Source organism: Mesorhizobium sp. M2E.F.Ca.ET.219.01.1.1 (genome assembly GCF_004016445.2).
Classification (GTDB): Bacteria; Pseudomonadota; Alphaproteobacteria; order Rhizobiales; family Rhizobiaceae; genus Mesorhizobium.
In genome coordinates this window covers 1,295,280-1,311,249 of record NZ_SADT02000002.1, presented here as the reverse complement: position 1 = coordinate 1,311,249, position 15,970 = coordinate 1,295,280, and the positions used below count along the sequence as shown (strand labels likewise).

The following is a 15,970-nucleotide window of genomic DNA, read 5'->3' as shown; positions in this document are numbered from 1 at the left end:
TTTCAGGGTCTCGCGCTAGATAACAGGATCATTCTCGTGTGGCGAGGAATAATCGGAATGGAAACCGCTTGAAACGACCGGATTTCATGGCCTTGGCGCTTGCAGAGGCCGAGGCGGCGGCTGGCCGCGGCGAAGTGCCGGTCGGCGCGGTGATCGCCAGCGGCAACACCGTGATCGCGAAAGCCGGCAACCGTACCCGCGAGCTTGCCGATCCGACGGCGCATGCCGAGATGCTGGCGATCCGCGAGGCCTGCCAAAAACTCGCCAGCGAGCGGCTCACCGGCCACGATCTCTATGTGACGCTAGAGCCCTGTGCCATGTGTGCCGGAGCGATCTCCTTCGCCAGGCTGCGCCGGCTCTATTTCGGCGCCGCCGACGAGAAAGGCGGCGCGGTGGTCAACGGCGTGCGCTTTTTTGTGTCGCCTACTTGTCACCACACGCCGGACGTCTACGCGGGGATCGGCGAAAGCGAAGCCGCGCTCATCCTCAAGGATTTCTTTCGCGAGAGACGGAATGGTAGTGAGTAGTGACCGGATCACTACTGACTACTGCCTACTGACTACTGACCATTCACAGACCAAGCCAGTCGAACCAGCCGCCCTTCTTGCCTTCCGCCTGTGCCTTGAGGCGACGCTCCTTCTTGTACTCGTCCTCGCCTAGTTCGTTCTGCGGCGCGGCGTCGGAGGGCTGGCGATAGGCAAGCGGCGGCTCGCTCAGATATTTGCGAGTGGTCGGATCGCCCTGCTTCTGCTCGGCAAGCCGGCGCTGAATCTCGGCGGTGCGCGTAGCGCTGGAATCATCGGGCGACCAGCGCGGCGGGTGGCTGGAGGCCGAGTCAGCCATCGCCTTCTTCACCGACACGGGATCGGTCTGCACATCCTCGACGGCTTCCGGCTGGTAATTCGGGTCGTTCTGATGCGCGGTGGCGTCGGCACGGATGCGGGCGCGGCGCGCTTCGGGCGATTCGGGCCACTCGGTGCTCGCCGTCTCGATGCTCTCCTGCGGCGGCGGCAGGGTTTCCTTCTGCCCGGGGGCGGGCTTCACCAGATCGGGACGCGGCTTGTAGTCGATCGGATTGCGGCGCTTCGGCGTGATCGAGACTGCGCCGGAAACATCGTCGAAGAGCTGCGCGGCGGCCGTCTTGTCGGTTCCGTAGGTCGGCGAGCTCATGCAGCCCGACAAGGCGATGGCCGATACCACAAGCGGCGCCAGCAGCGCGGCGCGCGCGAACGTTCTGTCGGTCATGCCAAAAAGTCCCACTCTAACTGCCTTTCGGTCGCCACCGGCCAAGGGCACGGTCCCCTTCTTCCCCGCACTTGCGACGGAAATCCGGCGACAATTTGTCTGCCGGAGTGTCGCGTGTTTACCTCAACCACTTGTTAAGGGCAACGCACGGGCGGATATGGTCCGCCCGGCGTGGTACTTTTGCACCGGCTTATAGACGCCCAAGCGCCTTCAGCTCGTGCAGCACGGCGGCGTCGCGAGCCGAAACATCCGGGAATTCCGGATCCTGCCCGACATCGGCGGTGTAGCGCCAGGAGCGCGCGCATTTGACCAAGCCGCGATCCTCGGCTTTCTCCACGACCACCGCGACGCCCTTGACGTCGTCGAGCGTGAAGGCGCCTTCCGGCACCTTGCCGTGCTTGATGACAAGGTCGCTGGTGATCGCCATCTCGGCCATGTCGACATCGGCGATAGCCGCTTCCAGCGCGGCGTCGTCCAGCGTCACCACCGGCACGGCTTCCAGCGAAGAGCCGATCAGCTTCTCGGCGCGCGCGATCTCCAGCGCGCCGGTGATGACGCGGCGCACCTGTCTCACCTTGCGCCATTTCTCGGCCAGCGCCTCGTTGCGCCAGTTCTGCGGGATCGCCGGGAACTGGTCGAGATGCACCGAGACCGCATCCGGATGGCGGTCGAGCCAGGCTTCCTCGGTGGTGAAGGGCAGCATCGGCGCCAGCCACTTCACCAGGCATTCGAAGAGGTGGCGCACCACCTGCACGGCCGCCCTGCGGCGCAGGCTCAACGGCCCGTCGCAGTAAAGCGCATCCTTGCGGATGTCGAAATAGAAGGCCGAAAGCTCGACCACCATGAAGTCCAGGAGCGCGCGGGTGATGCGCTTGAACTCGAAGGCGTCGTAGCCCTGGCGCACCACCTCGTCCAATTCGGACAGCCGATGCAGCATCAGCCGCTCCAGCTCCGGCATCGTCTCGACCGGCACTTCCTGGCCGTCGTCATGGGCGAGCGTGCCCAGCATCCAGCGGATGGTGTTCCTGAGCTTGCGATAGGCGTCGATATTGGTCTGCAGCACGTTCTTGCCGAGCCGCTGGTCTTCCCAATAATCGGTCGTCACCACCCAGAGCCGCAGGATATCGGCGCCGGACTGCTTTATCACGTCCTGCGGCACCACCGTGTTGCCGAGCGATTTCGACATCTTGCGGCCTTCCTCATCCATGGTGAAGCCATGGGTGATGACCGCCTCGTAAGGCGCCCTGCCCCTAGTGCCGCAGCTTTCGAGCAGCGAGGAATGGAACCAGCCGCGATGCTGGTCGGAGCCCTCGAGATAGACGTCGGCCGGCCATTTGAGGTCCGGACGGTCTTCCAGCGTGAAGACATGGGTCGAGCCGGAATCGAACCAGACGTCCAGGATGTCCATCACCTGGTGCCATTTCGAGGCATCGTGATTGCCGAGGAAACGCTCCTTGGCGCCGTCGGCGAACCAGGCGTCCGCGCCTTCCTTCTCGAAAGCATCCATGATGCGCTGGTTGACGGCCTCGTCCTTCAGCACATTGCCGTCCTCGTCGGCGAAGACGGCGATCGGCACGCCCCAGGCGCGCTGGCGCGAAAGCACCCAGTCCGGGCGCTCCTCGATCATGGCGCGGATGCGGTTCTGGCCGGCAGCCGGCACGAAGCGGGTGTCGTCGATGGCCTTCAGCGCGCGGCTGCGCAGCGTCGTGCCGTCGCCGAGGTCCTTGTCCATGTAGACGAACCATTGCGGCGTGTTGCGGAAGATGATCGGCTTCTTCGAGCGCCAGGAATGCGGGTAGCTGTGCTTCAGCCGGCCGCGCGCGAACAGCGCGTTGCGCCTGATAAGCTCGTCGATCACCGCCTGGTTGGCGTTGCCCTTCTTGCCGTTGTCGTCGATGACGCGCGCGGCCCCACCCTCGCGGTCCGGGCCGAAGCCCGGCGCATCGCGGGTGAAGAAGCCGGCGTCATCGACCGGGAACGGGATCGCGGTGTCGACGCCGCGCTTGACGAGCTCGGCCACTGCATCCGTCCAGGCATCGAAGTCCTCTCGGCCGTGGCTGGGCGCCGTGTGGACGAAGCCGGTACCGGCGTCGTCGGTGACATGCTCGCCGGCAATCATCGGCACGGGGAATTCGTAACCGCCACCAAGCCCTCGCAACGGATGCGAAAGCGTAAGGCTGGCAAGCTGTTCGCTCGAGACACTGTGAAGGCGGTTTAAGGTGACCTTGGCCTTGGCCGCCGCGTCCTCAGCCAGCGCGTCGGCGAAGATCAGCTTCTCGCCGGGCTGCGGGCCGAAGGCATTCTCGGCCGCCGTCACCTCATAGAGGCCATAACCGATACGCGGCGAATAGCTGACGGCACGATTGCCGGGGATGGTCCAGGGCGTGGTCGTCCAGATGACGACATGCGCCTGGACCAGGTCGAGCGCGGCGCCGTCCAGCGTCGGCGCGGCGCCGGCGACCGGCTGCGCGAGGCTGGCGACCGGGAACTTCACCCAGATCGTATCGCTATCATAGTCCTGGTACTCGACCTCGGCCTCGGCGAGCGCGGTGCGCTCGACCACGCTCCACATCACCGGCTTCGAGCCGCGATAGAGCTGCCCCGACATGGCGAATTTCAGCAGCTCGCCGGCGATGCGCGACTCGGCGTGGTAAGCCATGGTCGTGTAGGGATTGTCGAAATCGCCGATGACGCCGAGGCGCTGGAACTCGCCACCCTGCACCTTGATCCAATGCGCGGCAAAGTCGCGGCATTCCCTGCGGAACTCGTTGACCGGCACCTCGTCCTTGTTCTTGCCCTTGGCGCGGTACTGCTCCTCGATCTTCCACTCGATCGGCAGGCCGTGGCAGTCCCAGCCCGGCACATAGTTGGCGTCGTAGCCGCGCATCTGAAAAGAGCGGTTGATCACGTCCTTGAGGATCTTGTTCAGCGCATGGCCGATATGGATGTTGCCATTGGCGTAGGGCGGACCGTCATGCAGCACGAATTTCTCGCGGCCGGCGGCCTCCTCGCGAAGTCTTCTGTAAAGGTCCATGTCCTGCCAGCGCTTGACCAGGCCGGGCTCCTTCTCGGGCAGGCCGGCGCGCATCGGGAAATCCGTCTGCGGCAAATAAAGCGTCTTGGAATAGTCTATCGTTTCAACGGTGTCGGTCATTGATCTGCCATCTCAGGGTGCCCGGTGGCGAAAAGCCCGGGCGATATGCGTTGATTTCTGAAAAAGCGCGAGGGGCGCGCGCGAAAACTCCCGGCGGCTCCAGCGGCACTCAGGCCGCCCGGAACACCGGGCCCGTAATTCGTATCGCGATCGCGAAAAGGCGCGAAAAGCTCGTCATGGCGTGGCTTTTAGCGGATGACGCGACAGGAATAAAGCGCGGAATTCAAGGCATGAGGCCGCTTTCGCGGCCTACATGGTGAAATTGAAACGGTAGGTGGTCGACACGCCGAACATCCACTGGTTGCGGTCGCCGCGCTCCTTGACCAGGCTGGAATCGGCTGCCGGCCCCATCAGGCGCGAATATTCGGTGAAGACGCTGGCCGTCATCGGCTCGGTCACCTTCCAGGTGATGGCGCCGCCGAGGCCGGTCGACTTCACGCCACCGCCCGGATGGTATTCGCTGAGCCCCGAGGCGGCTGCCTCGGTGGCGTTGACGCCGTAATAGGCATCGAAATAGTTGGACGAAGCGAAGGTCACGCGCGGGCCGCCGGAGATGCGCACGGTCGGCGTGATGTCGTAGAACGCGTCGGCCGTGATGTCGGCAACGAAGCCGTTGTGGGAGCGGATGCCATGCCGCAACTCTGCGCGGGCGCGCAGCCAATCCAGCGGATAGAACTCGAAGAAGCCGCCGACCTCACCGCCGAAGCGCACCGGGTCGAGGCCCTCGAGCTCGTCCTTGCTGGTACGATGGAACAGGAACTTGCCGGTCAGGCCGGCGCGCACGGAGCCGTCGTCGATCAGCGCCAGCGAGATGTTGTCGTTGCGCGAGGTGAAGCGCGCCTCGGGACCGACCTTGCCCAGCGAGATGATCGGCTGGGCGCTGAACATGTATTTCTTGCCGCCCTCGAAATTCGGCGCGACCAGGCCGGTGGCGCCGAGCGTCAGGTACCAGTCGCCGGATATCCAGCTGCCCCCCGCCTGGGCGACAGGCGCGGTGAACAGACCTATGGCGACGGCCAGCGGAATCGTCCCGACAATACGCATCGTCACCCCTTACGCGAAACGCGCCGGCAGAACCATCCGCCGACGCTCAAGCCATGCCGTGCGTTCGGTAAAATTTGGCTTAAAATCGGTAACATGGACGGCAGCATGCGAAGATGAGAACGGCCACCGCATCAGATGCCGCGCGACGCGACAGGAAGATCCAGCAACCCAGCCACGGTCTTGCTGCCTTTTCCGGCAATGCGTGCAGAGCCGTCGTCGCCCACCTCTACCGTGGCACCGTTGGCGAAACTGAGCGACCAACCGTCGTCCGTGGTATTACGCCGGCGGTCGGTGAGCTCGATGCCGCCCGCGGTGACCAGCGCGACAATCTTGTCAGCGTCCATCTTCGTCCTCCGCTTACGCGCCCTCAATTCAGGTCGAGCCCGCCGGTAAGGTCACCGAGCGGCGGCTCGCCATGCGCGGCAACGGCTCGATCGCGGACCACGATGCCATGCAGCACCGGCAATTCGAAGCGCTCGGTGATGAGGCGCAGGATCGACGTCGTGTCATAGGGCGTATGATCGACATAACCGTGTTTGGCGAAGGGCGAAACGATGATCGCGGGGATGCGCGTGCCTGGCCCCCACCGATCACCCTTGGGCGGAGCGACGTGGTCCCAGATGCCACCGTTCTCGTCATAGGTGACGACGACCAGCATATGCGGCCATTGCGGGCTTTTCTCCAGATGCGCCACGACATCGGCGATGTGTCGATCGCCGGCCTGGATGTCGGCATAGCCGGAATGCTCGTTGAGATTGCCCTGCGGCTTATAGAAGGAAACCTGCGGCAGCACGCCGACGTCGATCGCCTGGATGAAGCTCACGCCACTCAGCCCGGCGTCGCGAAGATGTTCACGCCTGGCTTCGGTGCCCGGAGCATAGTTGGCGTAGTAATTGAACGGTTGGTGATGGTACTGGAAATTCGGCGTCGGCGAATGGTTGCCGTGGTCAAGCGTGTATTGCCAGGCGCCCGAATACCAGGCCCAGGTTACGTGCTTTAGGCTGAGCATGTCGCCAATCGTCGGCTCGCTCTGCGGCGGCAATGTCGTGGGCTTGGCCGGATCCGCAAGCAGTGGGTCGCCGCCGGCCGCCGGGTCGTTGCCGCTTGGCTGGTAGGGTGGCTGCATGGTGTTCACGGCGTAGAAATCCGGCGTCAGATTGCCGTCGGAGACAAATTTTGGGACTCCGTCGCGCGCTGATTTCGGTGAATTGTCGGCGATCTTTAGCGCCGTTCCGCTATCGTCCGTCACCGCGATCGATGGCTTGGCCGGGCTTTTATCGGCATTGGCGTAGTAGGGTGCGCAGGCGCAGATCAGCCATTGGTGATTGAAGAACGAGCCGCCGAAGCCACCCATGAAGAAATGGTCGGCCAGCACGTATCTCTGCGCGACCGCCCACATGTCGCCCTTGGAGGTGTCCCAGTTGCTCATCGGCATGGCGCCTGAATCGCCCCAGGCAACGAACATGTCGTTCTTGCCACCGTTGATCTGCATCTGGTTCTGATAGTAGCGGTGCCACAGATCGTGCGTGACAACGCTTAGCGGGACGTTGAAACCCTTCGCGTCGTTGACGGTGAACGGGCCGTTCGGAAGGTGCTCGGTCATCGCCTGCGTCACCGGCGGCGTGACGCCCTTGGCGGTCAGCCCGTCCCAGACCGGCGGCAGTTCCGACAGCACCGAACCGTCACGGTCACGCTGCTGCAAGCTTTCCTGGCTCGCCTTGTCGATGCCGTCCGCACCGGGAAAATGGCCATAGAGATTGTCGAAGGCGCGGTTCTCCGCGAAGATGACGACCACCGTTTCTATCTTGGCCAAGCCGTCCGGCGGATCGCCGGGCTGGGCCGCGGAAGCCGAAGCGGCAGCACACAGAGCGAGAGCCGAGGAAAACAGGGCCAGCGTAGAGGAGCGCTTCATCACCGTACCTCACCAGTCGTGCAAAACGGGATGACACCAGCTTCGGCGAATCTTTGCAATAGCGGCGACTCCGGACGGCATAGGGACTCCCTGACGACAGCATGTGCGAGGCACAGCGGCATCGCCCTTGGCGATTTGGATCGCTTGTGTCGCCGCGCTACGCGGCGCGCCGATTGCGCCGCGACATCTCGATCAGATCGCAGGCGGCTTCCAGTCCGCCGGTCAGCGGGTTTGATGCGCCGTAGGCAAGGGCCGCCTCGTGCCATTGTGCCCGCACCCCCGGGTCGCCTGCCTTCAGGACCGCCTGTCGCCAGATTTCGGGATCGTCGTGATTGGCCACAACCAGTCCAGCCCCGCTGGCTTCGACATATTTTGCATATCCGCAAGCGGCCGACGCAATGACCGGCAGGCCATTTGCGAGTGCCTCGAGGATCACCGTGCCGGTGTTTTCCAGGCGCGCCGGGTGCAGCATGAAATCGCTCGCAACCACAACCGCAGGGATGTCCTCCTGGATGCCCAGGAGGATGACCCGGTTCGACATGCCGCACTTGGCAATCAGGCTGCGCAGCCGGATTTCCTCCTCGCTGTTTTTGCGAAGACCGGCCACCAGCCAGTGGATATCCGGGAACGGCTGCAGGGCCTTCACCGCCCGGTCGAGACCCTTTACTTTCATTCTGTTGGCGATGCTCAAGGCAATGACGGCCTGGCGGGGAAGCCCGAAACGATCGCGGATTTCATTGCGGTCGCCGGCCTGCAATTCCGGCCGGCGGCGTTTCGGATCGAGCGTCGGTCCGACAACATGGATGCGCGATTCCTCGGTTCGCCAGAAGTCGCGGTAAAGCGCTGCCTGGTGCTCGCTGAGCGCAATGATCTGCACAGCGCTGCCGGGGGCAAAGATCATCGATTCGAGCTTTTGTTGGCGCATGAAGCGGGGCGAAAACGGCCGCCACCATCCGAGCTTCGAGGCAAAATAGGGCGGGTCGCCGGCATAATAGATGTCGAGGCCCGCCATCTTGTTGAAACCGACGACGCAGTCGAAATCCCGCCTGGCCGTCAGCAGGGTCTTTCCCAGCGCATATTCGGTGCCCGGATTGGAGATAACCCGGGCAGGCTGGACCTTTATCGTCGCCGAGCTGTCGACATGACCGACCTGGCGCGTCGTCAGGATCGTCACGTTATGGCCGCGCTTGATCAAGCGGTCGCTAATATTGAGACAATCCCTTTGCAGACCCCCATTCATGAACAGGGCAGAGATTGCGCAGCAAATTCTCATTGTATGTTCCGGAGAGCGCCATTTACCCAAGTCCGATCGGCGGAGAGCTGCGGGCGCGCCGTAGACTTCTTCCTTCAAACAAACAAAGCAGGGCGCTTAGTGTCAGTCGTGTTGAAAAGACGAATATGCTGTATATAGCGGGTTATCAAGAGACTTGGACGCTGTTGCGTTCGAGCTTTTCCAAAAAAAATCAACCGGATCGCGATTGTGAAGATTCCATGGATTAATTGTGGCTGCCAAGCCGGTTTTGCCTGAGAGTTGCCATACCCGTGCCAAAGGCCCTGCGTGAATACAACTGGCGGCAATGGCTGAGGCTGCAGCCGCTGACACATGCCGTCAAGACGGCCCGCTACCGGAAAATCGACCGAAGGTTCCTGAGCCTGCCGGCCAAGGCTGGCGACATCGCGGGCATTCACGATGCCGCCCGGGGTCGCGATGTGCTGCTCACGATCGCCTTCGGCGATGCCCAATGCCTCGATCTGCAGGCGCGGCTGGCCAGGAGACTTGTCCGTCACGACCTCCACATCGTGGCCGACAACAGCATCAGCGAAGCTGCCGCGGACGAGAACAGGCAGATATGCGCGGCCCGAGGCGTTCCCTATGTCAGGCTGCCGGCCAATCCATGGACCGTGAAAAATCCGAGCCGGTCCCACGGCGCGGCGCTCAACTGGATGTGGCGCAATATCCTGAAGCCGGCCGCGCCGGCCGCGTTCGGATTTCTGGACCAGGACCTCTTCCCGACGCAGCCATGCGACCCCTTCGCGCCTCTTCAAGATGTGGCGTTCTATGGCGACCTGCGCCGAGCGGGCGCGCGCTGGTATTTGTGGGCGGGCTATTGCTTCTTCCGCTTCGACGCCGTCAGCCGCAAGCCTCTCGATTTCGGGCTCGACTGGTTCGCCGGCCTCGATACCGGCGGGGCCAACTGGGAGGTGCTTTATCGGGATGTGGACCCGAACGCGCTGCCGCAACGGCCGATAACGGAATTCGCGGCCTTGCCCGGGGTTGACCTCAGGCAGGCCTATTGCGAATGGCGGGGAAGCTGGCTTCATGAAGTCGGCCTCGACGGCGACCTCTCGTTGAAGGCGAAAAAGCGCGAGGCGGTTTTACGCTTGCTGGAGCCCACCCTTCAGGCCCTGCCCGGATCGGCGCGACAATGACATTGGCAGTCGACACAGTGATCGAACTTTGCGATGGAACCTTGAGTCCAGACCGCAAGCACCCCGTACCCAAACTGGCCGATTCGACGGTCATTCGGTCACGCCCGATTATCGCAAGGACGTTCTGTTGCCGACAGTAAGTGTGATCATTCCGGTGAAAAACGGCGCGCGCTATGTCGGCGAAGCCCTGCAAAGCATTCTGGACCAGGATCTGGCTGATATCGAAGTCATCGTCATCGACGATGGCTCCTCGGACGACAGCGCCGCGATCGCGACGTCGCTCGGCGAGGGCGATGGCCGCGTCAAGGTTGTCGCCAATCGCGGCAAAGGCATCGTCGACGCGCTCAATATGGGAATTGCGCTGGCGCAGGCCCCTCTTGTGGCGCGCATGGATGGCGACGACATCTCGCTGCCCGACAGGTTGCGCCTGCAGGCGGCGCGTTTCGACGCGGATGCCGATCTGCAGCTGCTCGGCACGGCGGGATGGCAGATCGACGGGGACGGAAAATCGTTGAGGCCAATGGAGGTTCCCATCGGCAACGAGCCCTTGCGCTCTGCCCTTACCAGATACAATCCCATGCTTCATCCGACGGTGATGTTCCGGACCGAGGCCGTCCGGCGCATGGGAGGCTACCGTCGCGCATTCACCTATGCGGAGGATTACGATCTGTGGCTGCGGCTTTCCGAGACCGGAAAGCTGGCCAATATGGATGCGCGGCTGGTCAAATTGCGCTCGCACCCGGGGCAGGTGTCGCGCGTCAAGGAGGATCAGCAAAAGGCGGCCGCGGCGCTGGCCAGGCAGTCGGCGCTGTTGCGCCGCTCCCGCGCCGAGCCGTTCGACACAAGCAGCCAACCCACGGAGGCCATCGGAACCTTTCTGGCATGGCGCGCCGCCACGGGGGCCGGTATCTCGAGCCTGGAAAGACGCGACATCGAATTGCTGTTGCGAACGACGGGCATACCCTTGGCCACAACCTGCAAGCTGCTGCTCCTCGCGGCTGTCGGCGCCCCCTCGTTCAGGACGCTCGCGCTCGGGCCTCGACTGGCCTGGCGCAGGATGATTGCGCGTCCTGCCAAGATGCGGCCTAGCTGATGTGGCCCGGTTGATGCGGCTTGTCGTAGATCTCACCAGCATGGCGCGCTGGCTCGGCCCTCCGGTCGGCCTGGTCCGCGTGCAGCGGCATTACAGCGCGGCCGCAGCCGCGTTCACGGCCTCCGAGGTGGCGTTCACGGTGTTCGACCCGGTCGACCGGGTCCTCAAGCAGGTTTCGCCGCGGATTGCGGCAGAAATCACCGCCGGCGACATCTCATGCGACATGAGTTTCCATCCGGACCCGGCGCGCATCAAGATGCGGTTTTACGATCGCTGGCCGAACTGGGCCCGGCGGGCGCTGGTGGCGATCATGAAACCGCGCCGTGTCCTGATAACGGAAATCGGCGCGTTCGTCCGGCACAATCCCGGCAGCGGTTTTCGTCCTTTCCTCGAGCGGATCGAAAACCGCCTGATGAAAGCGAATGAACGGCGGCTGATCGCTCGCGAGGACGGTTCAAAGGTGCGGATCGTGCCGCTGCGGACGGTGGCCGGCAACAAACACGACCTCATAGCCGGCGACCATCTGCTTTTGATGAACAGCGACTGGTCGCACACCGATATCGAGCTCATTTCGCGCGAGTGCCACTCGGCCGGCGCAAAGCTGATCGTGCTGCTGAACGACATCATCCCGATCCAGTTTCCCGAATGGTACAAACCGCATGACGTCACGAGATTCACGGATTACGTGAATCTCGCGATCGGGCTGGCGGACCGCTTCATCCTGACGTCGAAGCGTGTCACCGCCGATGTGGAGGAGCATGCCGCCGGGCTCGGCCTTCACCTGCCGGAACTGAAACTGGTCCCGCTCGGCTGCGACAGCGCGCGCAAATCGAAGGCGGACGGCCCCCTGCCGGACAGACTTGAGGCAGGCCGCTACATCCTGTTCGTTTCCACCATCGAACCGCGCAAGAACCATTCGTTGCTCATGGACGTCTGGCGGCGCCTCGTTCAGGACGGAACGGTCGCGCATAGCGGCATGAAGCTGGTTTTCGTCGGCCGCAGCGGCTGGATGGTCGATGCGGTCCTGGCGAAGCTTCACAGCCATCCCGACTACGGCCAGAGCCTTGTCCATCTCGACAACGTCGATGACGGAACGTTGTCCCTGCTCTACCAAAACAGTGCGTTCTGCGTGTACCCGTCGCTCTATGAGGGATATGGACTGCCGCCCGTGGAGGCGCTGGCCTACGGAAAGGCGCTGATCGCCTCGACAGGCGGAGCCATCCCCGAAGTGGTGGGTCCGTTCGGACTCTGCCTTGACCCACTCGATGTCGAAGGATGGGAAAAGGCCATGCGGGAATGGATCACCTCGCCCGAGGTCCGAACTTCCTATGAAGCGAAGGCCGGCGAATTCACGGCGCGAAGCTGGGAGCAGGCTGGCCGGGAGACGCTGGAGGCCACGCTTGCGCCGTTCCCGGATGAAGTCACGCCGGCGCGAGAACGAGCGCCTTAGTTTCGCCGTTTCAAGGAAACGGCGAACCGCTCTATCTCCTCGTTTTCACGCAATTCCCGGCGGAAGGCTCCGGCGAACGCGCCGAACCTAACCGCTCACACTTTTCCTGGAATTGCTCCAGGCTCGGGCACAGCCCGGCCGCCCGTGGGTTCCGCTCGTGTTGCTGGACGGACAATGCCATTCAGTCTAGCTTCCTTTCACCGCACGACCGGTGGTGAATTTTCGAGGGAGATGAAACCATGACTTTGCCAAGCGACGCTCTCAGAGACGCAATCGGCCAGACGCGGGACAAATGGGGATGGTTCGTGGCGCTCGGCGTGCTGCTGCTGATCTTCGGCGGCATCGCCTTCGGCAATCTGTTCATCGCCACCGTCGCCTCGGTGTATGTCGTCGGTTGGCTGATGCTGATGGCTGGCATCATCGAGATCATCCACGCCTTCGGGGTCAAGACCTGGGGACGTTTCTTCTACTGGCTGCTGAGCGGCCTGCTCTACGCCGTCGCGGGCTTTTTCGCCTTCGACAACCCGCTGCTCGCCTCGGCGGTGCTGACGCTGCTGCTCGCCATCGCGCTCATCGCCTCCGGACTTTTGCGGTCCTGGGTAGCCTTCAGCCACCGGCCGGAGCAAGGCTGGGGATGGCTGCTCGCGGCCGGCATCATCACCATTCTGCTCGGCCTGATGATCGCCATGGGCTGGCCGGTGAACAGCCTTTGGGTGCTTGGCATCTTCCTGGCGATCGACTTGGTCTTCCAGGGCTGGAGCTTCATCGCCATCGGGCTGGCGCTGAAGCGGTAGAGGCAAGCGGCGATCAGAACGCGATTTCGCTATCCAGTTGCGAGAGCGGGCGCACGCCCGCCAACGCGCTCGTCTTCGTTTACGGCAACGGCTTTTGGTTCGAACCGTCTCGCATCCCGCCGACATGATCCAGTAGGCGCGCTTTGTATGTGAATTCTCCAACGTGTCCGATTTCTTCGTCGACAAGGGCGCAAATCTGGCCGTTGCAGAGCTCGGTCCATCTGTTGCAGAAGGAGAGATCCTCGGAAGTATAGTTGCTCTTCGTCGCGATCGGATCGAAGAAGCCGTAGTGCGGCGGACCTGACCTGTCTGGCCTCCATTGGCGAAGCTCTCCCGTGTCAACCATCTGCTCAAGAACTGTACGATGGACAAGCGTCAGCCCCATGCCCACGCCAGCGACTTGGCAAATACCGTTCAGCACGTGAAGCCGCGTTTGGTCGCCGACATTGACGACGAAGTCCTCGAGCGAAGATGAAGCCAGTCGCCGTTTGGGATAGACGCAGCCGATGATCGGCCGATCCAGTTGCAGCATCCGGAATACCGTCTGCGGCCTGAATTCCATATCGCTGTCAACGAACAGCAGGTGCGTGCGTTCAGGCTGCGACAGGGCAATCGAAGCCAGGTGATTTCGATTGGCCGCGACATCGGCGCTGTCACGATATCTGATTTCGAAGAGGACGCCGCGCGCCGCGAAATTCGAACACAAAGCAACTAGGCTGACGGCGCACTGGACCTTCATATTGCCGCCATAACAGGCAATCGCGACGAGAATATTCGTCATGAGCATCTCCCGGCCTTTGCAGTAGAGCAGAATCGAGAAGAGGCCACAATTCCTGGTTCAACGCTTGCCGGATCTGCCTCAAAACCGCGAGATCAGAACGCGATTTCGCTATCCAGTTGCGACAGCGGCCGCGCGCCCGCCAGCAGCGCCCTCGCCTCGGCCTCGTCCTTCTTCATCTGCGCCACCAGCGCGTCGAGGCCGTCGAATTTGAGCTCCGGGCGCAGAAAGCCGAAGAACGACACCTGGCAGTTCTGGCCATAGAGATCGCCGGAAAAATCGAAGACATATGTCTCGAGCAGCGGCGCGCCATTGTCGTCGACGGTCGGGCGGCGGCCGAAGCTGGCGACGCCGTCATGAAGCGTGCCGTCGGCACGACGGAATCGGACGGCGTAGATCCCTTCCCTCAGGGCGGCTTCGGGCGAAAGCCGCATATTGGCGGTCGGGAAACCGAGCGTTCGGCCGAGCTGCTGGCCGCCGATCACTTCGGCCTCGACGGTGAAACGGTAGCCGAGCAGGCCGGCGGCCTCCTCCACCTTGCCTTCGGCGAGCAGTCCGCGGATGCGGCTCGACGAGACCACTTCGGCGCCTTCATCGCGGAAGGCATCGACGAGCGTCACGCCGAAGCCATGCCGTTCTCCCGCCGCCATCAGGAAAGCCGGGCCGCCCTGGCGATCCTTGCCGAAATGAAAGTCGAAGCCGGTAACGGCATGGTGGATGCCAAGATTCTTCTCCAGCACATCGGTCACGAAAGCCTCGGCGGAGAGCGAGGCGAAATCACGCGTGAACGGCTGCTCGACCAAAGCGGCAAAGCCAAGTTCGGCGAGCAGCCGTGCCTTCATCGGCGGCGGCGTCAGCACGAAGAGCGGCACCTCCGGCCGGAACACCTTGCGCGGATGCGGCTCGAAGGTGAGCACCAGGGCGGGCACGCCATTGCGGCCGGCCTCAGCCAGCGCGCGCTCCAGGACGGCCTGGTGGCCGCGATGGACGCCGTCGAAATTGCCGATCGCCACGACGCCGCCGCGCAAATGCGCAGGCAGCGGCGTGGCCGTGTAAAGACGTTTGAAGGTTTGCGTCATGTCGAGGCGCCCGTCATGGCCAGACTATCAACCTATTGCAGGCGCGGAATGACGGCGACCGGCCGGTAGCCGTGCTTTTCGAGAAAGGCCGCCAGCCTTGCGGGATCGTCGCCATGCTCACGCGCATGGATACCGCCCGAGACATAGAGCACGTCAAAGCCGTTGTCGGCCGCGCCCTTGACATCGGTCATCATGCCGTCGCCGATGGCGAGAACCTCGCTTCGTTCGACGGCGCGACCGAGCAATCCGGCGACCTCCTTCATCGCGACATGGTAGATCGGCGCGAAAGGCTTGCCGGCAATCAGCGTACGGCCGCCCAGTTGCGCGTAATCCCGCGCGAGCGCGCCGGCGCACCAGATGGTGCGCTCGCCGCGCTCCACCAGGATATCCGGATTGGCGCAAATGAAAGGCAGGTTGCGGGCGCGCAGCCGCTGCAGCAATTCGGCATAGTCGGCGGGCTTCTCGACCTCGTCGTCATAGAGACCGGTGCAGACGACACCCGAGGCCTCGAATTCCTCGACAAGATCGACATCGAGCCCGTCATAGAGCGTGAAATCGCGCTCCGGTCCGATATGGAAGATCCGCCTTGGGCCGTCGGCGATCAGGTCGCGCGTCACGTCGCCGGAAGTAACGACCCGGTCACAGGCGTCGGCGGGAACACCGATGACCTTCATCTGGGCAATGACGTCGGCGCTGCGGCGTGGCGAATTAGTGATCAGCACGACAGGCACGTTGGCCGCGCGTGCCCGGGCAAGCGCCGCGGCGGCCGCCGGAAAATGCCATTCGCCATTGTGCACGACGCCCCATACGTCGCACAGTATGGCCGCGTAGCGCCCCGCAAGATCGTCGAGCGAGGTGATGATGTCAGGCGAATCCGCCATGCCGTGTCCCTGATTTTGATTCCTGGCAGGCCGCGACAGACAGTCGGCCACGGACGGTCCCGCATAACCGAAGCGTTTGATCCTGTCACGAGCTTTCCCGATCACCACAT

Annotated in this window: 15 protein-coding genes; 5 read left to right on the top strand and 10 right to left on the bottom strand. The window is 63.1% G+C overall.

What is annotated here, in order from left to right:
- The first annotated feature begins 68 nt into the window (after positions 1–68).
- Positions 69–527, top strand: a complete 459-nt coding sequence (locus tag EN862_RS17200) for a nucleoside deaminase (protein WP_127865453.1) — start codon at positions 69–71, stop codon at positions 525–527.
- Between the two features lie 43 nt (positions 528–570).
- On the opposite strand, the gene EN862_RS17195 is transcribed toward EN862_RS17200, so the two are convergent.
- The 7 genes from EN862_RS17195 to EN862_RS36580 all read right to left on the bottom strand — a co-directional run bounded on the left by EN862_RS17195 (position 571) and on the right by EN862_RS36580 (position 9,098).
- On the bottom strand, positions 571–1,245 hold the full coding sequence (locus EN862_RS17195; RefSeq protein WP_127865452.1) for a hypothetical protein: 675 nt from the start codon (positions 1,243–1,245) through the stop codon (positions 571–573).
- Between the two features lie 190 nt (positions 1,246–1,435).
- Positions 1,436–4,399, bottom strand: coding sequence for an isoleucine--tRNA ligase (gene ileS, locus EN862_RS17190; RefSeq protein ID WP_127865451.1), 2,964 nt, complete (start codon positions 4,397–4,399; stop codon positions 1,436–1,438).
- A 249-nt stretch (positions 4,400–4,648) separates the two neighbouring features.
- A complete protein-coding gene (locus tag EN862_RS17185) occupies positions 4,649–5,443 on the bottom strand; it encodes a MipA/OmpV family protein (protein WP_127865450.1) in 795 nt (264 codons plus the stop codon).
- 131 nt (positions 5,444–5,574) lie between these two features.
- Positions 5,575–5,787, bottom strand: a complete 213-nt coding sequence (locus tag EN862_RS17180; RefSeq protein ID WP_127865449.1) for a hypothetical protein — start codon at positions 5,785–5,787, stop codon at positions 5,575–5,577.
- A 23-nt stretch (positions 5,788–5,810) separates the two neighbouring features.
- Complete coding sequence (locus EN862_RS17175; RefSeq protein ID WP_127865448.1) at positions 5,811–7,355, bottom strand: acid phosphatase; 1,545 nt, start codon at positions 7,353–7,355, stop codon at positions 5,811–5,813.
- 157 nt (positions 7,356–7,512) lie between these two features.
- Positions 7,513–8,706, bottom strand: coding sequence for a glycosyltransferase family 4 protein (locus EN862_RS17170; RefSeq protein ID WP_127865447.1), 1,194 nt, complete (start codon positions 8,704–8,706; stop codon positions 7,513–7,515).
- Entirely contained in the window at positions 8,703–9,098 is a 396-nt protein-coding gene (locus EN862_RS36580) for a hypothetical protein (protein ID WP_210235668.1), read from the bottom strand. The genes EN862_RS17170 and EN862_RS36580 overlap by 4 nt, the downstream gene beginning before the upstream one ends.
- On the opposite strand from EN862_RS36580, the gene EN862_RS17165 reads away from it, so the two are divergent.
- The 4 genes from EN862_RS17165 to EN862_RS17150 all read left to right on the top strand — a co-directional run bounded on the left by EN862_RS17165 (position 9,066) and on the right by EN862_RS17150 (position 13,122).
- Entirely contained in the window at positions 9,066–9,785 is a 720-nt protein-coding gene (locus EN862_RS17165) for a hypothetical protein (RefSeq protein WP_210235667.1), read from the top strand. The two genes, EN862_RS36580 and EN862_RS17165, sit on opposite strands and share 33 nt — an antisense overlap.
- A gap of 127 nt (positions 9,786–9,912) precedes the next feature.
- Positions 9,913–10,878: a glycosyltransferase gene (locus tag EN862_RS17160; protein ID WP_193771568.1), complete on the top strand. Its 966-nt coding sequence runs from the start codon at positions 9,913–9,915 to the stop codon at positions 10,876–10,878.
- Between the two features lie 13 nt (positions 10,879–10,891).
- Positions 10,892–12,328 carry a glycosyltransferase family 1 protein gene (locus EN862_RS17155; RefSeq protein WP_127865445.1) on the top strand — a complete coding sequence of 479 codons (1,437 nt, stop codon included), beginning with the start codon at positions 10,892–10,894 and terminating at the stop codon, positions 12,326–12,328.
- A 239-nt stretch (positions 12,329–12,567) separates the two neighbouring features.
- Positions 12,568–13,122 carry an HdeD family acid-resistance protein gene (locus tag EN862_RS17150; RefSeq protein WP_126083168.1) on the top strand — a complete coding sequence of 185 codons (555 nt, stop codon included), beginning with the start codon at positions 12,568–12,570 and terminating at the stop codon, positions 13,120–13,122.
- Positions 13,123–13,201: 79 nt separating this feature from the next.
- Here the strand turns inward: EN862_RS17150 and EN862_RS17145 are convergent, their stop codons facing one another.
- From EN862_RS17145 to EN862_RS17135, 3 genes are all read right to left on the bottom strand, one after another.
- Positions 13,202–13,903, bottom strand: a complete 702-nt coding sequence (locus EN862_RS17145) for a hypothetical protein (protein ID WP_127865444.1) — start codon at positions 13,901–13,903, stop codon at positions 13,202–13,204.
- A 92-nt stretch (positions 13,904–13,995) separates the two neighbouring features.
- Positions 13,996–14,979 carry a bifunctional riboflavin kinase/FAD synthetase gene (locus EN862_RS17140; protein WP_127865443.1) on the bottom strand — a complete coding sequence of 328 codons (984 nt, stop codon included), beginning with the start codon at positions 14,977–14,979 and terminating at the stop codon, positions 13,996–13,998.
- Positions 14,980–15,011: 32 nt separating this feature from the next.
- Entirely contained in the window at positions 15,012–15,860 is an 849-nt protein-coding gene (locus EN862_RS17135; RefSeq protein WP_127865442.1) for a TIGR01459 family HAD-type hydrolase, read from the bottom strand.
- Positions 15,861–15,970: the final 110 nt, after the last annotated feature.